Annotated in this window: 10 protein-coding genes and 4 pseudogenes; 5 read left to right on the top strand and 9 right to left on the bottom strand. The window is 65.9% G+C overall.

The features are described 5' to 3' along the window. Nucleotides 1-44 precede the first annotated feature (44 nt). Nucleotides 45-2,357, top strand: a complete 2,313-nt coding sequence (locus BN4346_RS29615; protein ID WP_078058485.1) for an LCP family protein — start codon at nt 45-47, stop codon at nt 2,355-2,357. A 55-nt stretch (nt 2,358-2,412) separates the two neighbouring features. Next, complete coding sequence (gene phoU, locus BN4346_RS29610; RefSeq protein WP_067969702.1) at nt 2,413-3,081, top strand: phosphate signaling complex protein PhoU; 669 nt, start codon at nt 2,413-2,415, stop codon at nt 3,079-3,081. Here phoU and hrpA read toward each other — a convergent pair. Next, nucleotides 3,070-6,964 (bottom strand): annotated as a pseudogene (hrpA, locus tag BN4346_RS29605) (ATP-dependent RNA helicase HrpA). The gene phoU and the pseudogene hrpA sit on opposite strands and share 12 nt — an antisense overlap. Before the next feature lie 239 nt (nt 6,965-7,203). On the opposite strand from hrpA, the pseudogene pstS (BN4346_RS29600) reads away from it, so the two are divergent. The 3 genes and pseudogenes from pstS (BN4346_RS29600) (at nt 7,204) to BN4346_RS47570 (ending at nt 9,317) form a co-directional block, all read left to right on the top strand. Then, a pseudogene (gene pstS, locus BN4346_RS29600) lies at nt 7,204-8,356 on the top strand (phosphate ABC transporter substrate-binding protein PstS). A 26-nt stretch (nt 8,357-8,382) separates the two neighbouring features. After that, nucleotides 8,383-9,084: pseudogene (gene pstC, locus BN4346_RS29595) on the top strand (phosphate ABC transporter permease subunit PstC); the annotation flags it as partial. Between the two features lie 71 nt (nt 9,085-9,155). Further along, nucleotides 9,156-9,317 (top strand): hypothetical protein, encoded by a 162-nt coding sequence (locus tag BN4346_RS47570; protein ID WP_154677553.1) that lies wholly within the window; start codon nt 9,156-9,158, stop codon nt 9,315-9,317. A 166-nt stretch (nt 9,318-9,483) separates the two neighbouring features. Here BN4346_RS47570 and BN4346_RS29585 read toward each other — a convergent pair whose 3' ends face one another. The 8 genes and pseudogenes from BN4346_RS29585 to pstS (BN4346_RS29550) all read right to left on the bottom strand — a co-directional run bounded on the left by BN4346_RS29585 (nt 9,484) and on the right by pstS (BN4346_RS29550) (nt 17,868). Further along, the gene (locus tag BN4346_RS29585; RefSeq protein WP_067969700.1) at nt 9,484-11,502 is read right to left on the bottom strand and encodes a serine/threonine-protein kinase PknD; all 2,019 of its coding nucleotides are present in this window, start codon (nt 11,500-11,502) and stop codon (nt 9,484-9,486) included. 109 nt (nt 11,503-11,611) lie between these two features. Continuing rightward, complete coding sequence (gene pstS / locus BN4346_RS29580) at nt 11,612-12,718, bottom strand: phosphate ABC transporter substrate-binding protein PstS (RefSeq protein ID WP_067969698.1); 1,107 nt, start codon at nt 12,716-12,718, stop codon at nt 11,612-11,614. 58 nt (nt 12,719-12,776) lie between these two features. After that, nucleotides 12,777-13,100, bottom strand: a pseudogene (locus tag BN4346_RS29575) (phosphate ABC transporter ATP-binding protein); the annotation flags it as partial. After that, the gene (gene pstB / locus BN4346_RS29570; RefSeq protein ID WP_067969695.1) at nt 13,040-13,813 is read right to left on the bottom strand and encodes a phosphate ABC transporter ATP-binding protein PstB; all 774 of its coding nucleotides are present in this window, start codon (nt 13,811-13,813) and stop codon (nt 13,040-13,042) included. The gene pstB (BN4346_RS29570) and the pseudogene BN4346_RS29575, both read right to left, overlap by 61 nt. Before the next feature lie 165 nt (nt 13,814-13,978). After that, entirely contained in the window at nt 13,979-14,755 is a 777-nt protein-coding gene (gene pstB, locus BN4346_RS29565; RefSeq protein ID WP_067969692.1) for a phosphate ABC transporter ATP-binding protein PstB, read from the bottom strand. Nucleotides 14,756-14,808: 53 nt separating this feature from the next. Then, nucleotides 14,809-15,723, bottom strand: a complete 915-nt coding sequence (pstA, locus tag BN4346_RS29560) for a phosphate ABC transporter permease PstA (RefSeq protein WP_067969687.1) — start codon at nt 15,721-15,723, stop codon at nt 14,809-14,811. After that, complete coding sequence (gene pstC / locus BN4346_RS29555; protein ID WP_407695064.1) at nt 15,720-16,700, bottom strand: phosphate ABC transporter permease subunit PstC; 981 nt, start codon at nt 16,698-16,700, stop codon at nt 15,720-15,722. The genes pstA and pstC (BN4346_RS29555) overlap by 4 nt, the downstream gene beginning before the upstream one ends. 49 nt (nt 16,701-16,749) lie before the next feature. Then, entirely contained in the window at nt 16,750-17,868 is a 1,119-nt protein-coding gene (gene pstS / locus BN4346_RS29550; protein ID WP_067969680.1) for a phosphate ABC transporter substrate-binding protein PstS, read from the bottom strand. Between the last annotated feature and the right edge of the window lie 40 nt (nt 17,869-17,908).

Below are 17,908 nucleotides of genomic sequence, written 5' to 3'. Positions count from 1 at the left end.
GATGGACGCGCGCCCGTACCAAGGACTCGGAGGCCCCTGAGGACATGAGTGACGGCGATTACGCCACTCCTGGCCGTTGGGCACCGGAGGGCCAGGACGACGGCGACCATCAGCTGATGACGATGACGCCGTCCGGCCCCGCACCCTGGGAACGCTGGAAGAACCCGTCCTCGGAGGACCCCATCCCCCGCCGGCGCGGGTCGCGGCGCCACGGTGGCAACGGCTCGGTGAGCGTTGCTGAACTAATCGCCAGGGTCAACGCCGACGCCCCGCCGTCCAGCGGGCGCAACCAGCACCGCACCGTCCCGGACTCCCCCGTACCTTCAGAAGCATCCGAGATACCCGACATCGCCGAAGTGGCCTACCCGTCGGAAGTGCCCGACCTCGACCGTATTCACGGCACGTCACTCCTTCCGGCCGTCGCCCCAGACCAAGACGCCCCAGACCAAGACGAGTGGGCACCCACTACCGAGCTGCCGGGTCTCTACGGCGGCCCCAGCTTCGCCTCTCCTCCGTCGAGCCTCGCTGAACCACCGGGTCTGTACGGCGGCCCCAGCTTCGCCTCTCCTCCGTCGAGCCTCGCTGAACCACCGGGTCTGTACGGCGGCCCCAGCTTCGCCTCTCCTCCGTCGAGCCTCGCTGAACCACCGGGTCTGTACGGCGGCCCCAGCTTCGCCTCTCCTCCGTCGAGCCTCGCTGAACCACCGGACATGCCGCCGGCGCGGATCGACCCGCCTCGCCATACCGGCCCAACGGACCCCGAACCGGTCCCGCACGCACCCCACCACCGGGCGAAGCTCGCGGGCCGGGCGGTCGCCGCCATGATGGCGATTCTGGCGCTGGTGCTGACCGGGTCGGCCTGGCAGTGGAGTGCGTCGAAAAACCGCAGCCTCAACCACGTCAGTGCGCTGGACCCCAACTCGCACGACATTCTCGATGCGGCCGGCCAGTACGGTGACGAGAACTTCCTGATCGTCGGTGCGGACACCCGAGCCGGTGCCAACAGCGAGATCGGTGCCGGCAGCACCGATGACGCCGACGGCGCCCGCTCCGACACCATCATGCTGGTCAACATCCCGGCGAATCGTAAACGCGTAGTGGTGGTGTCGTTCCCGCGCGACCTGGCGATCACTCCGATCCAGTGCGAGGTGTGGAACTCCGTGACCGGCGCCTACGGCCCGATCTACGACGAGGAAACCGGAACCTACAGCGACGACGTCGTCTACACCGAGACGAAGCTGAACTCGACCTACGCCTTTGGCGGGCCGAAGTGTCTGGTCAAGGAGATCCAGAAACTGTCCGGCCTGGCGATCAACCGGTTCATGGCCGTCGACTTCGTCGGATTCGGCAAGATGGTCGACGCGCTGGGCGGCGTCGAGGTGTGCACCCCCAGCCCGTTGTACGACCTTGTGCTGGGCAGCGTCCTGGAGGACACCGGGCGCCAGCGAGTCAACGGCGGGACTGCGCTGAACTACGTGCGGGCCCGTCACGTCACCACCGAGGACAACGGCGACTACGGCCGCATCAAACGCCAGCAGCTGTTCTTGTCGTCGCTGCTGCGTTCGTTGATCTCCACCAACACCTTCTTCTCACCGACCAAGCTCAACAACGTGGTCAACATGTTCATCGGCGACAGCTCGGTGGACAACGTCACTACCAAAGACCTGGTGAACCTCGGCCAGTCGTTGCAGAAGGTCGCCGCCGGGCACATCACCTTCGTCACGGTGCCGACCAGTGAGACCGATGAGAACGGTGACGAGGTCCCCCGGATGGACGACGTGCGGGCACTGTTCGACGCCATCATCAACGACGACCCCCTGCCCGGCGAGAACGACCACAACGCGACCTCGGTCCCGACCACGGCGGCAGCCAGCCCCACAACCCCGTCCACTGCCCTGCCCGGATCACCGGCCAGCCCGGCGGCCAAGCCGCTCAGCGAGCAAGTGCACGCGGTGACGACCTCCCCCGCCGATGTCACGGTGCGGGTGTCCAACGCCACCGAGCAGTCCGGCCTGGCCGGCGCCACCTCCGCAGGCCTGCAGCAGTGGGGCTTCAACGTCGACAACGCCGACGACTACCCCGGCACCGTCAAGTCCACCAAAGTGTTGTACTCCCCCGGAAACGAGCAGGCCGCCGCCACGGTGTCCTCGGCGCTGTCGGGCGCACCTATCGAGCGGGTCAGCGGACTGGGCAGCATCGTGCGCGTTGTCCTGGGGTCGGACTTCCGTGCCGTGACCAAACCCGCGGCCAGCGGCTCGCAGGTCAGCGTGCAACTCACCCGCGGCACCAGCGTCGAGCCGACCGAACTGCCCGACGATCTGACCGTCACCAACGCCGCCGACACCACCTGCGAGTAGCACCCGCTCCCTGCCCAACCCGCGAGAATCGCGGTCCACGGTTAGTCTTGAGGGCATGCGAACCGCGTACCACGAGCAACTCTCGGATCTGGCCGAACAGCTCGGCACGATGTGCGGCTTGGCCGGGGCAGCAATGGAACGCGCCACTCAGGCCCTGCTGCAAGCCGACTTGATGCTGGCCGAGCAGGTGATCACCGATCACGAGAAGATCGCCGCGATGAGTACCCGCGCCGAGGAAAGCTCCTTCGTGCTGCTGGCGTTGCAGGCCCCGGTCGCCGGGGATCTGCGCGCCATCGTCAGCTCCATTCAGATGGTGGCAGACATCGACCGGATGGGCGCGTTGGCACTGCACGTCGCCAAGATCACCCGTCGTCGCCATCCGCAACACGCACTGCCCGAAGAGGTCAACGGGTACTTCGCTGAAATGGGCAGGCTTGCAGTCGAGTTGGGCAACAGTGCGCAAGAAGTGCTGTTGTCGCGCGACCCGGAGAAGGCCGCCCGGATCCGCGAAGAAGACGACGCGATGGACGACTTGCACCGGCATCTGTTCTCGGTGCTGATGGACAAGGAGTGGCGGCACGGAGTGGCCGCCGCCGTGGACGTGACGCTGCTGGGCCGGTTCTACGAGCGGTTCGCCGACCACGCGGTCGAGGTCGCTCGTCGGGTGATCTTCCAGGCCACCGGCAAGTTCCCCGACGAGCACACCCTGCCGTCAGGCGAGTAGTGCGTCGATCGCCCGGTAGATGCGCTGTTCGCTGACTGGGCGCGGGGTGCCCAGCTGCTGAGCCCACAGACTCACCCGTAGCTCTTGGATCTGGCGGGCGATGTCACGCACGTCGTTGTCGCGATGGCGCGCCGTCGGCAGGGCCGCCAAAAGGTCCTGGTAGGCGTCCTGCACCGCCCGAACTCGGGTCATCCGTTCCCGGTCGGCCTGCAGCGCACGGGGCAGCTGCTCCACCCGGCGACGAGCGGCAGTGAGGTAGCGGGTGAGGTCGGCCAGATGGGCCCGCCCGGTGGCGGTGACGAATCCGGGTGCCAGCAGCGCGTCCAGCTGGCCGACGATATCGGCGATCGCTTCGGCCTGGCCGGCCGGCGGCTGCGCCGGCAGCGCCAGTTGAGTGTCCCGGGCCGCGGCCAGTACCTGGGCAACTCGCGTCACCACCTCAGCGGTGGTGGGCACCAGCGCGGCGGCTACCCGGCTGCGCAGCGCGACGTACTCGTCGCGGGTCCACACCGGTGCCGGCGCCAACGCATCGGTCGCGGCGTCGGCGCAGTCGTCGATGAGCGCCGCCAACGTCCCGTTCGGGTTCGCCTTGAGCATCAGCCGCGTCTGCGAATCCAGCTGACGCTCCACCGCTTTGACCGGCGAAGGAATGTCGCAGCGCAGCAGTCGGCGGATCCCAGGGCCGAGCGCGGACCGCTGCTGCGCCTCGGTGGAGAACACCCGCAGCTGCGCGGTGGCGCCGGCATCGACGAAAGCCGGGAAGCCACGAACGGCGCGTCCGGCCACCATCCGCTGCACGGCCCGCGGCAGCGTGTCCAGGTCTTCCGGCCAGCTGCGCAGCCCGCTGCGCTCCAGTTCCGCGCCGACCACATCGGCGACGGCCTCGCGGGCCGACGCCGCCAGTCGTTCCTGCAAGACGCCCAGGTCTTTGCCGCGTGCCACCTCGGTGCCGTCGGCGGCCTCCACCGCGAAGGTGACCCGCAGGTGCGCCGGTAGCTTGCTCAGGTCGAAGGCATCGATCGGAACCAGCACGCCGGTGCGGCGGCGCAGTTCGCGAACCAGCGTCTCCAGCAACGGCTCCCCTTCCGGCCCGATTGCCGACAGCACCGCGCGAGCAGTGTCGGGGGCCGGGACGAAGTTGCGTCGCAGATCTTTTGGCAGAGAACGGATCAGCGCAGTGATCAGTTCTTCACGCAGCGCCGGCACTTGCCAGGTGAACTCGTCGCCGCCCAGGCGCGCCAGCACATCGATCGGCACGTGGACGGTGACCCCGTCGTCGGCGGCTCCCGGCTCGAAGCGGTAGGTCAGCGGCAAGGCGAGATCCGCGGTCGCCCAACTGTCCGGCCGGTCGGCACCGAGTGTCTCCGCGGTCCGCAGCAGCTCGTCGCGGGTGAAGGTCAGCAGGTCGGGCGTGGCCTTCTGTTGCTTCTTCCACCAGCCGTCGAAGTGCCGCGCCGAGACCACCTCGGCGGGAATCCTTGTGTCGTATAGGTCGTAGACGGTGTCGTCGTCGACGATCAGATCGCGACGCCGGACTCTGTCCTCCAGCTCCTGCAGTTGCCTGCGCAGCGCCGCGTTGTCGGCCAAAAACCGGTGCCGACTCACCCAGTCGGACCAGGTCGCGGGCCACGGCCGGCTCCACCCGGGCGTAGCCGACCCTGCGGCGCGCCACCAGTGGAAGTCCGTAGAGCGTTACCTTTTCGAAGGCCATCACCTCGCCGCGCTTGGCGTCCCAGTGCGGTTCGCTGTAGCTGCGCTGCACCAAATCTGCCGCGACCCGCTCGACGGCTTCCGGTTGGATGCGCGCAGCGGTACGCCCGAACAGCCGGCTGGTCTCCACCAGCTCGGCCACCATCGCCCAGCGTGGCGGCCGTTTGGCCAACGCCGAACCGGGTGCCAGCACGAATTTCGAGTTGCGTGCGCCGGCGAACTCCCGGCTGTCTTCGCGTCGCATCCCGACGTGCGACAACAACCCGGCCAGCAGCGCAGCGTGGATGGCTGCCGGTTGGGCCGGCTCGCCGGATTCCCGGATGCCGATATCGGCTGCGATGCTGCGCAGCTGCCCCACCAGGTCCTGCCATTCCCGGATCCGCAGATAGTGCAGGAACTCGTTACGACACATTCGGCGAAACGCACTGCCACTCAGAGATTTCCGCTGCTCTGACAGATACGACCACAGGTTGAGGTAGGCGGTGAAGTCGGAATCGTCGTCGACGAACCGGGCATGCTTGGCCCGGGCCGCCTCCTCCCGATCGACCGGCCGCTCCCTGGGGTCGGGAATGGTCAGGGCGGCGGCGAGCACCAGCATCTCGCGCACACAGCCCTCGGTCTCGGCAGCCAGGATCATCCGGCCCATCCGCGGGTCCACCGGCAGCCGGGCCAGCCGGCGGCCGACATCGGTGATGGTGCCCTGCGCGGTGAACGCGCCCAGCTCGACCAGCAGCGCGACCCCGTCGCGGATACTGCGCGAATCGGGCGGGTCGAGGAAGCCGAAGTCTTCCACCGCACCCAGCCGCAGCGACGCCATCCGCAGCAGCACTGCGGCCAAGTTGGTGCGCAGCACCTCGGGGTCGGTGTAGCGCGGTCGGGTGTCGAAGTCGACTTCGCTGTAGAGCCGGATGCATACCCCGGGCGCGGTGCGGCCGCACCTGCCGCTGCGCTGCGCGGCGGAGGCCTGCGAGATGGGTTCGATCGGCAGCCGCTGAACCTTGAGCCGGCGACTGTAGCGGGAGATACGCGCGTTGCCCGGGTCGATCACATAGCGGATGCCCGGAACCGTCAGCGATGTCTCAGCCACGTTGGTGGCCAGCACAATCCGCCGACCGGCGCGCGCCCGGGTGAACACCTTCTGCTGTTCGGCAGTGGACAGCCGCGCATACAGCGGCAGAATCTCGGTATTGAGCAGCCCGCCGAGAGCTTCTGCGGTGTCGCGAATCTCGCGCTCGCCGGACAGGAACACCAAGATATCGCCGGGCGGTTCTGCGGACAGCTCGTGCACCGCGTCGACGATCGCCTCGATCTCATCGCGGGTCTCGGTCCGGATGATCTCGCGATCCGGGTCATCCGGGTCATCTCTCGCATCCGAGCCGACCGGCAACTCCAGCGGGCGATACCGGATTTCCACCGGGTAGCTGCGGCCGGACACCTCGATGATCGGCGCGCCGACTCCGCCGCCGAAGTGGGCTGCAAAGCGCTGGGGTTCGATGGTGGCCGAGGTGATGATCACCTTCAGGTCAGGGCGGCGCGGCAACAACTCCCGCAGGTAGCCGAGCAGGAAGTCGATGTTGAGGCTGCGTTCGTGGGCCTCGTCGATGATCAGCGTGTCGTAGCGCAGCAGCCGACGGTCCCGTTCGAGCTCGGCGAGCAGGATGCCGTCGGTCATCAGTTTGATCAGGGTCCGATCGGACACCCGATCGGTGAACCGGACCGCATACCCGACGACATCGCCTAGCGGGCTGGCCAATTCGTCGGCGATGCGTTGAGCAACGGTGCGGGCAGCTAGCCGCCGCGGCTGGGTATGACCGATGGTGCCGCGGATGCCGCGGCCGAGCTCCAGGCAGATCTTGGGCAGCTGGGTGGTCTTACCGGAACCGGTCTCGCCGGCCACCACCACGACCTGGTGGTCCCTGATCGCCGCGGCGATCTCGTCGCGGCGGCCGCTGACCGGCAGGTCGGGATAGCGAACGTCCGGCACCGCGGCGCGCCGTGCGGCAACCAGTGCTTGCGCCTCGCCCATCCGCTCGGCCAGCTTTCGCAGCTGCTCGGGCTTTCCGCCGCGCAGGTCCTTCAGCCGCCGCCCGAAGTAGGCCGCGTCCCGAACGGTCAGCTCGTCAAGGAGCGTGCGCAGCTGCGCGACGGACGGTTCGACCACTTCGCGAAGCATACGGGCCGGGCCGACCGACCTGTCATCTGGCATTTAGCCGGTCCATATCGGCATCATCAGAATTCCACCAGAATTCCACCGTTAGATCATGGCCGTTCACCCTACCGCAACCTCAGTTCACCGCATTAAATAGAGAAGTGACCCGGATCGCACGTGATCGCTGCCGAATTATCGGCCGGGTTGATTCGGTGATATCGCCACCCGCGGTCATCACCCTAATTTGTCTGCGAAAGGGCAATGTGAAACTGAACAGAATTGGCGCGACACTGGGCATTATGGCGACCGGCGCGTTGGTGTTATCCGGGTGCGGCAGCGACAAGAACTCCGACACCGCCGAGAAGACCACCTCGAGCTCGGCGGGCGCCGGCGGAAACTGCGGCGGCGCGGAAACGCTGAAGGCCAGCGGATAGTTGACGGTGTGGTTCGAACACTCGTCGATGAACGCCTTGACGAACCGGGAATGCGATGGCCCGGTTCGTCAAGGCGTTCATCGACGAGTGTTCGAACCACACCGTCAACTACACCGCCAACGGATCGGGCGCCGGCATCCGGGAGTTCGTCGGCGGCCAGACTGACTTCGCCGGCTCCGACGTCCCGCTGGACGCCGACGATTACGCCCAGGCGCAGCAGCGCTGCGCATCCCCGGCATGGAACCTGCCGGTGGTGTTCGGCCCGATCGCGATCACCTACAACCTCGACGGGGTCGACAATCTGATCCTGGACGGGCCGACCGCCGCGAAGATCTTCAACGGAACCATCACCAGCTGGGATGACCCGGCGATCAAGGCGCTCAACCCGACGGCCAAGCTGCCCGCCGAGCCGATCCACGTGGTGTTCCGTAGTGACGAGTCCGGGACCACCGACAACTTCCAGCAGTACCTGGATGCCGCCTCCGGTGGGGCCTGGGGCAAGGGCGCCGGAAAGACGTTCAACGGCGGCGTCGGCGAAGGAGCCAAGGGCAACGACGGCACGGCCGGAGCCATCGCGGCCACCGAGGGAGCGATCACCTACAACGAATGGTCCTTCGCCCAGGCCAAGAATCTGCCGACCGCTCAGATCGTCACTTCCGCCGGCCCCGACCCGGTCGCGATCAGCACCGAGTCGGTCGGCAAGACCATCGCCGGTGCCACCATCAAGGGCCAAGGCAACGACCTGGTGCTCGACACCGCGTCGTTCTACCAGCCGACTCAGACGGGCTCCTACCCGATCGTGCTCGCCACCTACGAGGTGGTGTGCTCGAAGTACCCGGATGCTGAGGTCGGCACGGCGGTGCGGTTGTTCCTGAAGTCCACCATCGGCGCGGGCCAGAGCGGTCTGGCCGACAACGGCTACGTGCCGATCCCCGAGGCTTTCAAGGCTCGCCTGGCGTCCGCGGTCGACGCCATCTCGTGACACCCGGGAATCCATCGGCGCCGCTGATGAACAACCGTTCGCCGAGAGGCGAGCGGTTGTTCCGGGCGGCCGCCGTCTCGGCCGGATCGACAGTGGTGGTGGCGATCGCGCTGATTGCGATCTTCCTGCTGGTGCGCGCTTTCCCGTCGTTGCTCGCGAACAACGCGAACTTCTTCACCAGTCCGGAGTTCCGCACCAACGATCCAGACCACCTGTCGTTCGGCATCCGGGATCTGCTGATGGTCACGGTGTTGAGCTCGGTCTTCGCGTTGACACTGGCGGTGCCGATCTCGATCGGTATTGCGGTCTTCCTCACCCAGTACGCGCCCCGACGGCTGACCCGGCCGTTTGCCGTGGTGATCGACCTGTTGGCAGCGGTGCCGTCCATCATCTTCGGCCTCTGGGGGATCTTCGTGCTGGCGCCGATGCTGGTGCCGATCATGCGATTCCTGCGAAGTCACTTGGGCTGGCTGTTCCTATTCCACAAGGGCAACGTGTCGCTGGCCGGCGGCGGCACCATCTTCACCGCGGGAATCGTGCTGGCGGTCATGATCCTGCCGATCATCACCTCGGTCTCGCGGGAGGTGTTCCGGCAGACCCCCTTCGCTCATATCGAAGCCGCCCAGGCCCTGGGAGCCACTCGTTGGGAGGTGGTCCGCATGGCGGTGCTGCCCTACGGCCGCAGCGGCGTGATCGCCGCGGCGATGCTGGGCCTGGGGCGCGCGCTAGCCTCGATTTTTCATAGTGCTTGATGCTCAACAGGCCTGGTGCTGGATTGGGTTGTCAGGCGGTGGTTTNCATGTCCTCGCTGCCGCTGCTGATCTACTCCGAGCTGGGGAACCCGGAGGCGGCCGGGGCTGCCCGAGTCTGGGGTGCGGCGCTGACGCTGATCATCCTGGTCGGCATCAGCGCGATCGTGGCAGCCGTGGCGACTCGGCTCACCTCGGTCCACGACCGCTGACCGGCGGTTCAGCGAGGCTCGACGAAGGAGAGCCGAAGCTGGGACCGCCGCATCAATTCCGCGGTTCAGCGAGGCTCGACGAAGGAGAGCCGAAGCTGGAACCGCCGCATCAATTCCGCGGTTCAGCGAGGCTCGACGAAGGAGAGCCGAAGCTGGGACCGGCGGTTCAGCCCCGCGGTTCGGTGTTGCCGACCAGTTTCACCACCCGGTTGTTGCCCCGGTCGGCGACGTAAAGGGTGCCGTCCGGACCAACCACGACCTGCAGCGGGGTGTTCAGGCCGGTGAACGGTAGCTTCGTCTGGGTATTGGCCCCGGCGGCCAGCTTCACCACGGTGTGGCTGTCGTGGTTGGTGACGAAGACGTTGCCGGCCCCGTCGACGGTGACGCCCCAGGGGGCGTCGAGACCGGTGAACGGGAGCACGCTCTGGGTATTGGATCCGGCGGCGAGCCGCACCACCCGATCGTTGTCGGTGTCGGCGACGTAAACGTTGCCGGCGGAGTCGACAGCCACGTCGTCGGGGTTGTGCAGCCCGGCGAACGGCAGCACCACCTGGGTGTCGGCCCCGGCCGGCAGCTTGACCACCCGGTTGTTACCCCGGTCGGCGACGTAGACGCTGCCGTCCTTGTCCACCACCAAACCTTCCGGGTAGTTCAGCCCGGTGAACGGCAGCTCGGACTGGACGTGGGAATCCGGGTCCAGCTTCACCACCCGATTGTTGAAGTCGGTGACGTACACCGCTCCGGCCCGGTCGACGGCTACACCTTGCGGTTCGTAGAGCCCGGTGAACGGCAGCATCACCGGGGTGTGCGATCCCGGTTCCAGCTTCACCACCCGGCCGTACATGCTCTGGTTGGTGACGTAGACGTTTCCGCTACTGTCCAGCGCCAACCCGCCCGGGGAGAGCCGGAAGCTCAGGCCGTCCATGGGCAGCACGCTCTGCCCGCTCGCCGACGCCGTTGCCCCGGGAGATGTCTCCGAGCGGTGGGTCACCACGTAGCCGCCCACACCGACTGCCAGCAACAGCGCCGCGGCTGCCGCGGCCGGCACCAGCCATCGGCGGTCGCCGCGGTTCGTTGTCTCGGCGGCAAATGCCGGTGCGGCAGCCGCGGACTGCTGCGCCGGTCGGTCCCGCCAACCGGTGAGGGCGGGCCGCACCTGAGTCTGGTCGTGCGGCTGGTCGTAAGAGTTCGGTTCGTAGGCGCGGTGTTCGTAGCCGACCGACTGTTGCCGGTACCCGAAGGCCGGCGAGCTCGCTTCGCCGTTGGTGGAGGCGCCGACGGCGCTGGCCATTCGGGTAGCCACACCACCCTGCTGCACGATCATCGCGGCCTGATGCTGCTGTGCGGTGGTCAGCGCATCGTGTGCGGCACGTGCCAGGTCGCCGGCGCTGCTGTATCGCTCCCGCGGGTTCTTCGCCATTCCCCTGGCGATCACCTGGTCCAATCCGATCGGCACCCGGCCCGGCCGCAGCTGACTGGGCCGCGGGGCGGGTTCCATCAGATGTGAGGCGATCAGTCGTTCAATGGTCTCGGTCCGGTACGGCGGCTGACCGCTCAGACACTCGCTCAGCACACAGGCCAGCGAGTAAATGTCGGCACGGTAGTCGACCTCGGCGCCACTGAACCGCTCCGGTGCCATGTAGTTGTAGGTGCCCAGCGCCATCCCGGTCTGGGTCAGGCCGGGATCTGCCGCGGCGCGGGCAATACCGAAGTCGACCAGATAGGCGAAATCATCCCGGGTGAGCAGGATGTTCGCCGGCTTGATGTCGCGATGGGTGATTCCGCCGGCGTGTGCGGCGTCCAGGGCTGCGGCCACCTGTTCGATCACCGCCACCGCTCGCGCCGGGGCCAGCGGGCCGGAGCGCTGCAACTCCATGCCGAGGTCATGGCCGTCGATCAGCCGCATCTCGACGAACATCTGACCGTCGATCTCGCCGTAGTCGTGGATGGGCACCACATGCGGCTCGGTCAGTCGGCCCGCCGCGTCGGCCTCGCGCTGCATCCGGGTTCGGAATGCCGGATTGCCCGACAGCACGGGGGCGATCAGTTTCAGTGCTACCGATCGGTGCTTGCGGGTGTCCTCGGCCTCATAGACCTCACCCATGCCACCCTGCCCCAGCAGCCGAAGCAACCGGTAGGGACCGAATTGGGAACCCACCTGCGAAACCGGTCCGCTATTGTTCACGACGCTCCATTCACCCGGTCACGATTGGCATCAAGCGATCAACTGTTGCGGTGAACAGAAGATTAATCAAAGGTTACCAGTGAAAATGGATCGCCGCAGATCTCGACGATCAGGAAATAGCGTCGACTGCCGTCTTCAATTTTGAGGTGAATTCCGGCGGCAACGGAATATAGCCGTACTGGTCCAGATCCTGCTGCCCGTCCCCGATCGCCGCTTGCATAAACGCCTTGACCGCTTGCGCGGTCGCCGGGTCGGGGTATTTGGAGCAGACGATTTCGTAGGTCACCAGCACGATCGGGTAGGCGCCCGCCACGGTCGGTTTGTAGAACGACGAGGTATCCACCACCAGATCGTTTCCGGTACCGCTGAACTTGGCTCCGGCGATAGTCTTATCCACCGAGTCGACAGAGATGGTCACCGGTTGCGGGCCCGCCGACGTGACGATCTGGGCCATGTTGAGCTCGCGCCCCACCGCATAGGACCACTCGTTGTAGGTGATCGACCCCTCGGTGCTTCGCAACATCGCCGAGGTGCCGTCGTTGCCGGCCGCGCCGATGCCGGTACCACCGTTGAAGGCCTTGCCCACACCGCGGCCCCAGGCGCCGTCGGAGGCGACGTCGAGGTACTTCTGAAAATTGTCCGTAGTGCCGGAGTCATCGCTGCGGAACACCACGTGAATGGGCTCGGCAGGCAACGCCGCGTCCTTGTTGAGAGCTTTCAGCGCAGGGTCATCCCATTTGGTGATGGTGCCGTTGAAGATCTTGGCCACCGTGGGCCCGTCCAGATCGAGTTCGTTGACGCCGCCGATGTTGTAGGTCACGGCAATCGGACCGAAGACCGTCGGCAGGTGCCAGGGTGTCGAGCCGCACCGCGCCGCCACCCGCTGCGGCTCACCGTTCGACGGATCCAGCGGCGAGTCAGACCCGGCCAATTCTGTTTGCCCACTAGCGAATTCGGCGATGCCGTTACCAGATCCGTTAGCCCGATAGTCCAGCGTGTAGTCCGGGCAGGCCCGGATGTAGGCATAGACGAACTGTTCGATCGCGTGCGCCTGGGCCGTCGAACCGCTCGCGGTCAGTTTCTGCTTGCCGCCGCACTGCACCGCTGAGGAGCCCGAACGCGAGGCCGACGACGATTCGCCCCCGCCGCAGGCCACTACCATCAGCAGTACGACCGCCAGCAGACTCGAGGCGATACCGAATCGGTTGATCCTCAACGGCGCTCCTTCGGCGGGTCAGCGTGGAAACCACACGGTAGCCGAACCCGGTAATAAGTCAGCCAAAGCGGCCCGAGATGTAGTCCTCGGTTTCCTTAAGTCGCGGATTAGAGAAAATTTTCTCGGTGTCGTCGATCTCGACCAACCGGCCGGGTTTACCGACGGCCTCCAGGTTGAAGAACGCCGTCTGATCGCTCACCCGCGCCGCCTGCTGCATATTGTGCGTGACGATGACGATGGTGTAGTCCTGCTTGAGCTGCGAGATCAGCTCCTCGATAGCCATCGTCGAGATCGGATCCAACGCCGAGCAGGGCTCATCCATCAACAAAACGTCGGGCTGCACCGCAATGGCTCGCGCGATGCACAACCGCTGCTGCTGACCNCGGTGTCGTCGATCTCGACCAACCGGCCGGGTTTACCGACGGCCTCCAGGTTGAAGAACGCCGTCTGATCGCTCACCCGCGCCGCCTGCTGCATATTGTGCGTGACGATGACGATGGTGTAGTCCTGCTTGAGCTGCGAGATCAGCTCCTCGATAGCCATCGTCGAGATCGGATCCAACGCCGAGCAGGGCTCATCCATCAACAAAACGTCGGGCTGCACCGCAATGGCTCGCGCGATGCACAACCGCTGCTGCTGACCCCCGGAGAGCCCGCCGCCAGGCTTGTCCAACCGGTCCTTGACCTCGTTCCACAAGTTCGCCCCGCGCAACGACTGCTCGACGGTCTCGTCGAGCAACTTGCGATTGCGTACCCCTTGCAGCGTCAGCCCGGCGACGACGTTGTCACGGATCGACATGGTGGGAAACGGGTTTGGACGCTGAAACACCATCCCGATCGCCTTACGTACCCCCACGGGGTCGATGCCAGGGTGGTAGATGTCCTCGCCGTCCAGCAGTACCGAACCCTCGACCCGCGCCCCCTGGATGACCTCGTGCATCCGATTGAGGGTGCGCAGCACGGTCGACTTGCCGCAGCCCGATGGCCCGATGAACGCGGTGACGCTGCGCGGCGGTACCGACAACGTCACCTCGGCAACCGCGTGAAACGACCCGTAATAGATGTTGACGTCGCTCAGGTCCAACCTTTTGGCCACTGGCAGCCTTCTCCTCACTCAACTCAACCTGTCCCGGCCTGAATGTTCGCCGGCCTAGACCTTCTTGGAGCAACGATCTGCGCGCCAGCCTAGCCACGTTCTTGAGTCCTGCAATTTGGAGGAAAGCACCGGCTCCGCCGATGTACACCGCGCTAGCGATCGCCGCTAGCCGAAGCGGCCGGAGATGTAGTCTTCGGTTTCCTTGAAACTGGGGTTGGAGAAGATCTTTTCGGTGCCGTCGATCTCGATCAGCCGGCCGGGTTTTCCGACATCGGCCAGGTTGAAGAACGCCGTCTGATCGCTCACCCGCGCCGCCTGCTGCATATTGTGCGTGACGATGACGATGGTGTAGTCCTGCTTGAGCTGCGAGATCAGCTCCTCGATGGCCATCGTCGAGATCGGATCCAACGCCGAGCAGGGCTCATCCATCAACAAAACGTCGGGCTGCACCGCAATGGCTCGCGCGATGCACAACCGCTGCTGCTGACCCCCGGAGAGCCCGCCGCCAGGCTTGTCCAACCGGTCCTTGACCTCGTTCCACAAGTTCGCCCCGCGCAGAGAGAACTCCGCGGTTTCGTCGAGCGTTCGACGGTTGCGGATTCCTTGCAGCTTGAGACCTGCCACCACATTGTCGCGAATGGACATGGTGGGGAAGGGATTCGGGCGCTGAAATACCATGCCGACAGCTTGGCGAACGCCCACCGGGTCGATGCCGGGACGGTAGATGTTCTCGCCGTCGAGCAGCACCGAGCCCTCGATTCGAGCCCCAGGAGTGGTCTCGTGCATCCGGTTGAGCGTGCGCAGCACGGTCGATTTGCCGCAACCGGACGGTCCGATGAACGCGGTGACACTTCGCGGCGCGACCGACAGCGACACGTCGGCCACCGCGTGAAACGACCCGTAATAGATGTTGAGGTCGGTGAGATCCAACCTTTTAGCCACCGTGCAGCTCTCCTTGTTCGCCCACCGCCACGCGGTTGGTTGTCGAGACTGATCTAGAACTTCTTGGGAGCGAAGATGCGCGCCCCGAACCTGGCCGCGACATTGAGTATCGCGATCAGCAGGATGAGCGTCAGCGCAGCGCCCCAGAGCCGATCCGTGGGAACTGCGCTGGTACCCGCCCCGGCCGACGTCTGGTCATACATCATTCCCGGCAGCGACCCCATGAAGCCGTGGAACATATCGAAATTGATCGCCTGCGAATAGCCGACCAGGATCAACAGCGGCGCAGTCTCGCCCATCACCCGGGCCAGCGCCAACAGAATGCCGGTGACGATGCCGGACAACGCGGTCGGAATCACGATGCTGGTGATGGTCTTCCACTTCGGCGCGCCCAGCGCGTAGCTGGCTTCGCGCAGGTCCATCGGAATGATCCGCAGCATCTCCTCGGTGGCTCGCACGATCACCGGCACCATCAGCAACACCAACGACAGCGACACCGCGAAGCCGGAGCGGTGAAATCCCAAGGTGGCCACCCACAGCGCGTAGACGAACAGTGCTGCGACGATCGACGGCACTCCGGTGAGGATGTCGACCATGAAGGTTGCGAGCTTGCCCAGTCGGGTACCGGCACCGTATTCGACGAGATAGATCGCGACGAAGATCCCGATCGGGATCGAGATGGCCGCACACAGCAGTCCTTGCAGCAAGGTGCCGATAATCGCATGGTAGGCACCGCCGCCGGCCACGAACGCCGTCATGCCGGCCTGCGAGTGGGTCCACCAGGCACTGGTACTGACGGCGCCGAAACCGAAGTCGAATACCGAGTACATCACCCATACCAGGGGCACCAACGCCAAGGCCATCGCGGAGGTGACCAGCACCGTCGCAATCGAATTGGCCACCCGGCGGCGCAGGCCGACACCGGCAAACGTGCGCAGCTTGACGGGCCGCTCCAGCAACGCGGTCATGACTGCACCTTCTGGGTGATCGCCATGCGCGCCAGCGCGTTGACGATAAGCGTCAGGACGAACAGCACCAGACCGGCTGCGATGTAGGCGCCCGCCTTGTACTGATCGTTGAATTCCGATGCGGTGGCGGCGATCTTGGTGGCGAAGGTGGAGCCGCCGTCGAACAGCGACCAGTTGAACGCCTTCTGGGTGGAGCGCAGGATGATCAGCAACGCAACCGTCTCACCGAGCGCGCGGCCTAAGCCCAGCATCGCGGCGCTGATGTAGCCGGAGCGACCGAACGGCAGCATCACCATCTTGACCACCTCCCAGCGGGTCGCACCCAGCGCCAGGGCGGCCTCGACCTGGCCACGGGGCGTCTGCGCCAGCACCTCGCGGGTGACCGCGGTGATGATCGGCAGAATCATCACCGCCAGCACGATTCCGCCGGTGAAGATGGTGCCGCCGCCGGCCACCGACGCGTTGCCGTCGGCGAACAGGAAGAAGCCACCGAGATGTTCGTTGAGCCATAGCGCGGTGCCGCGCAACTGCGGGGCCAGCACATACAAGCCCCACGCTCCATAGATGATCGAGGGCACAGCGGCCAACAGTTCGACCAGGTAGCCCAAGAGCCCCACGAGCCGCCGGGGCGCGTATTCGGCGAGATAAATCGCGACGCCCAGCGCAACCGGCATGGCCAGCAACAGCGCGAACACCGAGACGAACACCGTCACCTGCAACATTTCGGCGATGCCGAAGTGCATGGCGGAGGTGTTGGTGGTGACCCAACTGCCGCCGTAGGTGAAGAAGTTCTCCTGGTTGCGCTGCAACGCCGGTATCGCCCGCAGCAGTAGGAAGCCTCCGACGGCACTGATCAAGACGATGATCAGCACCCCGGAGCCTTCCGCGACCAGACGGAACAGCCGATCTTGCAGGCGGCTTCCGGTGGAACGCACCGCCGTCGGGGTCACCGACGGGGTCGATTCAGGCACGGACACAGACGAGTCGGCGATGCTTGACACCCCCTCATCGCTTGCGGCACGGCGGCTACTGGATCGCGTCGATGGCGGCACTCAAGCGCCGTTTCAACTGGTCCGGCAGCCGGACGTAACCGGCGGAAGACAATTCGTCCTGGCCGCTGGTGGAAGCCGTCTTGAGGAAGGACTTCACGGCCGCCGACGTGTCGGGGTCGTAGCCCTTGGAGCAGACGATCTCATAGGTCACCAAGACTAGCGGGTAGGCGGCGGCCTGCTTGGTGCCGTAAAGCGACCTCAGGTCCAGCCGCATGTCGTTGCTGTCCCCGGAGACGAATCCGGCCGACTGGATCGCGATACCGGCCGATTCGTCGGTTGCGGCGACCACACCGGAGCCCGAGTCGAGCATCGCCGACCGAAGGTTGGCCTGGTCGGCGAAGCCCTTCTCGACGTAACCGACGGCACCAGGAGTGCTCTGCACCGCCTGTACGACACCGGCCGACTTCTGCGCGCCCTCGCCGACGCCGCCCTGGAATTCGCTGCCTTCACCCTTGGTCCAGGTCTGGGGCGCTGCGGCGCTGAGGTACTTCTGGAAGTTGTCGGTAGTGCCAGAGGAGTCCGAGCGGTAGATCGGCGTGATGGCGATCGCCGGCAGTTCCACTCCCGGGTTCAGGGCCACCAGCGCGGGGTCGTTCCAGCTGGTGATGGCGCCGCTGAAGATCCGGGCCAGCACGTCACCGTTGAGAACCAGGTTCTCCACCCCGTCGAGGTGGTAGGCGATGCTGACCGGCCCGAACACCAGCGGCAGATGCCATGCCGGGTTCTGGCCGCACCGGTCGGCCGCCTCGGCGACCTGCGCTTCGCTCAGCGGCGAGTCCGAACCGGCGAAGTCGACGTGTCCGGCGATGAACTGTTCACGGCCCGCGCCCGACCCGGTCGGGTTGTAGGACAGGTTCTTGCCCGAGCACTGTTTGCCCCACACCTGGTTGAACACGGCGATCGCGTTCTGCTGGGCAGTTGATCCCTCGGCGGTCAGCGTGTTCTTGCCGGCGCACTCGGCGGAGTCGGCTTTGCCCGCGGCGGTGCCGGTCCCGGCCGGGCTGGCATTGTTGTCATCGGTGCCGCAGCCACTGAGCGCCAGACCGGTCATCGCGGCCGCTGCCAGCGCAAGACCCGCCTTTGTGCGTTTCATCAGTTCTCGCTTTCTCGCTTCCGGTTCAAATCTCTCCGGG

It is taken from the genome of Mycolicibacter icosiumassiliensis (genome assembly GCF_900078685.2).
Taxonomy (GTDB): Bacteria; Actinomycetota; Actinomycetes; order Mycobacteriales; family Mycobacteriaceae; genus Mycobacterium; species Mycobacterium icosiumassiliensis.
Note: the sequence above shows the minus strand (reverse complement) of the source record. Positions and strands in the feature narration are given on the sequence as shown.

Excerpts from the sequence above, each read along its gene's own strand:
- BN4346_RS29615 (WP_078058485.1), top strand. The coding sequence starts at position 45 with ATGAGTGACGGCGATTACGCCACTCCTGGCCGTTGGGCACCGGAGGGC.
- phoU (WP_067969702.1), top strand. The coding sequence starts at position 2,413 with ATGCGAACCGCGTACCACGAGCAACTCTCGGATCTGGCCGAACAGCTC.
- BN4346_RS47570 (WP_154677553.1), top strand. The coding sequence starts at position 9,156 with ATGTCCTCGCTGCCGCTGCTGATCTACTCCGAGCTGGGGAACCCGGAG.
- pstA (WP_067969687.1), bottom strand. The coding sequence starts at position 15,723 with ATGACCGCGTTGCTGGAGCGGCCCGTCAAGCTGCGCACGTTTGCCGGT.
- pstS (WP_067969680.1), bottom strand. The coding sequence starts at position 17,868 with ATGAAACGCACAAAGGCGGGTCTTGCGCTGGCAGCGGCCGCGATGACC.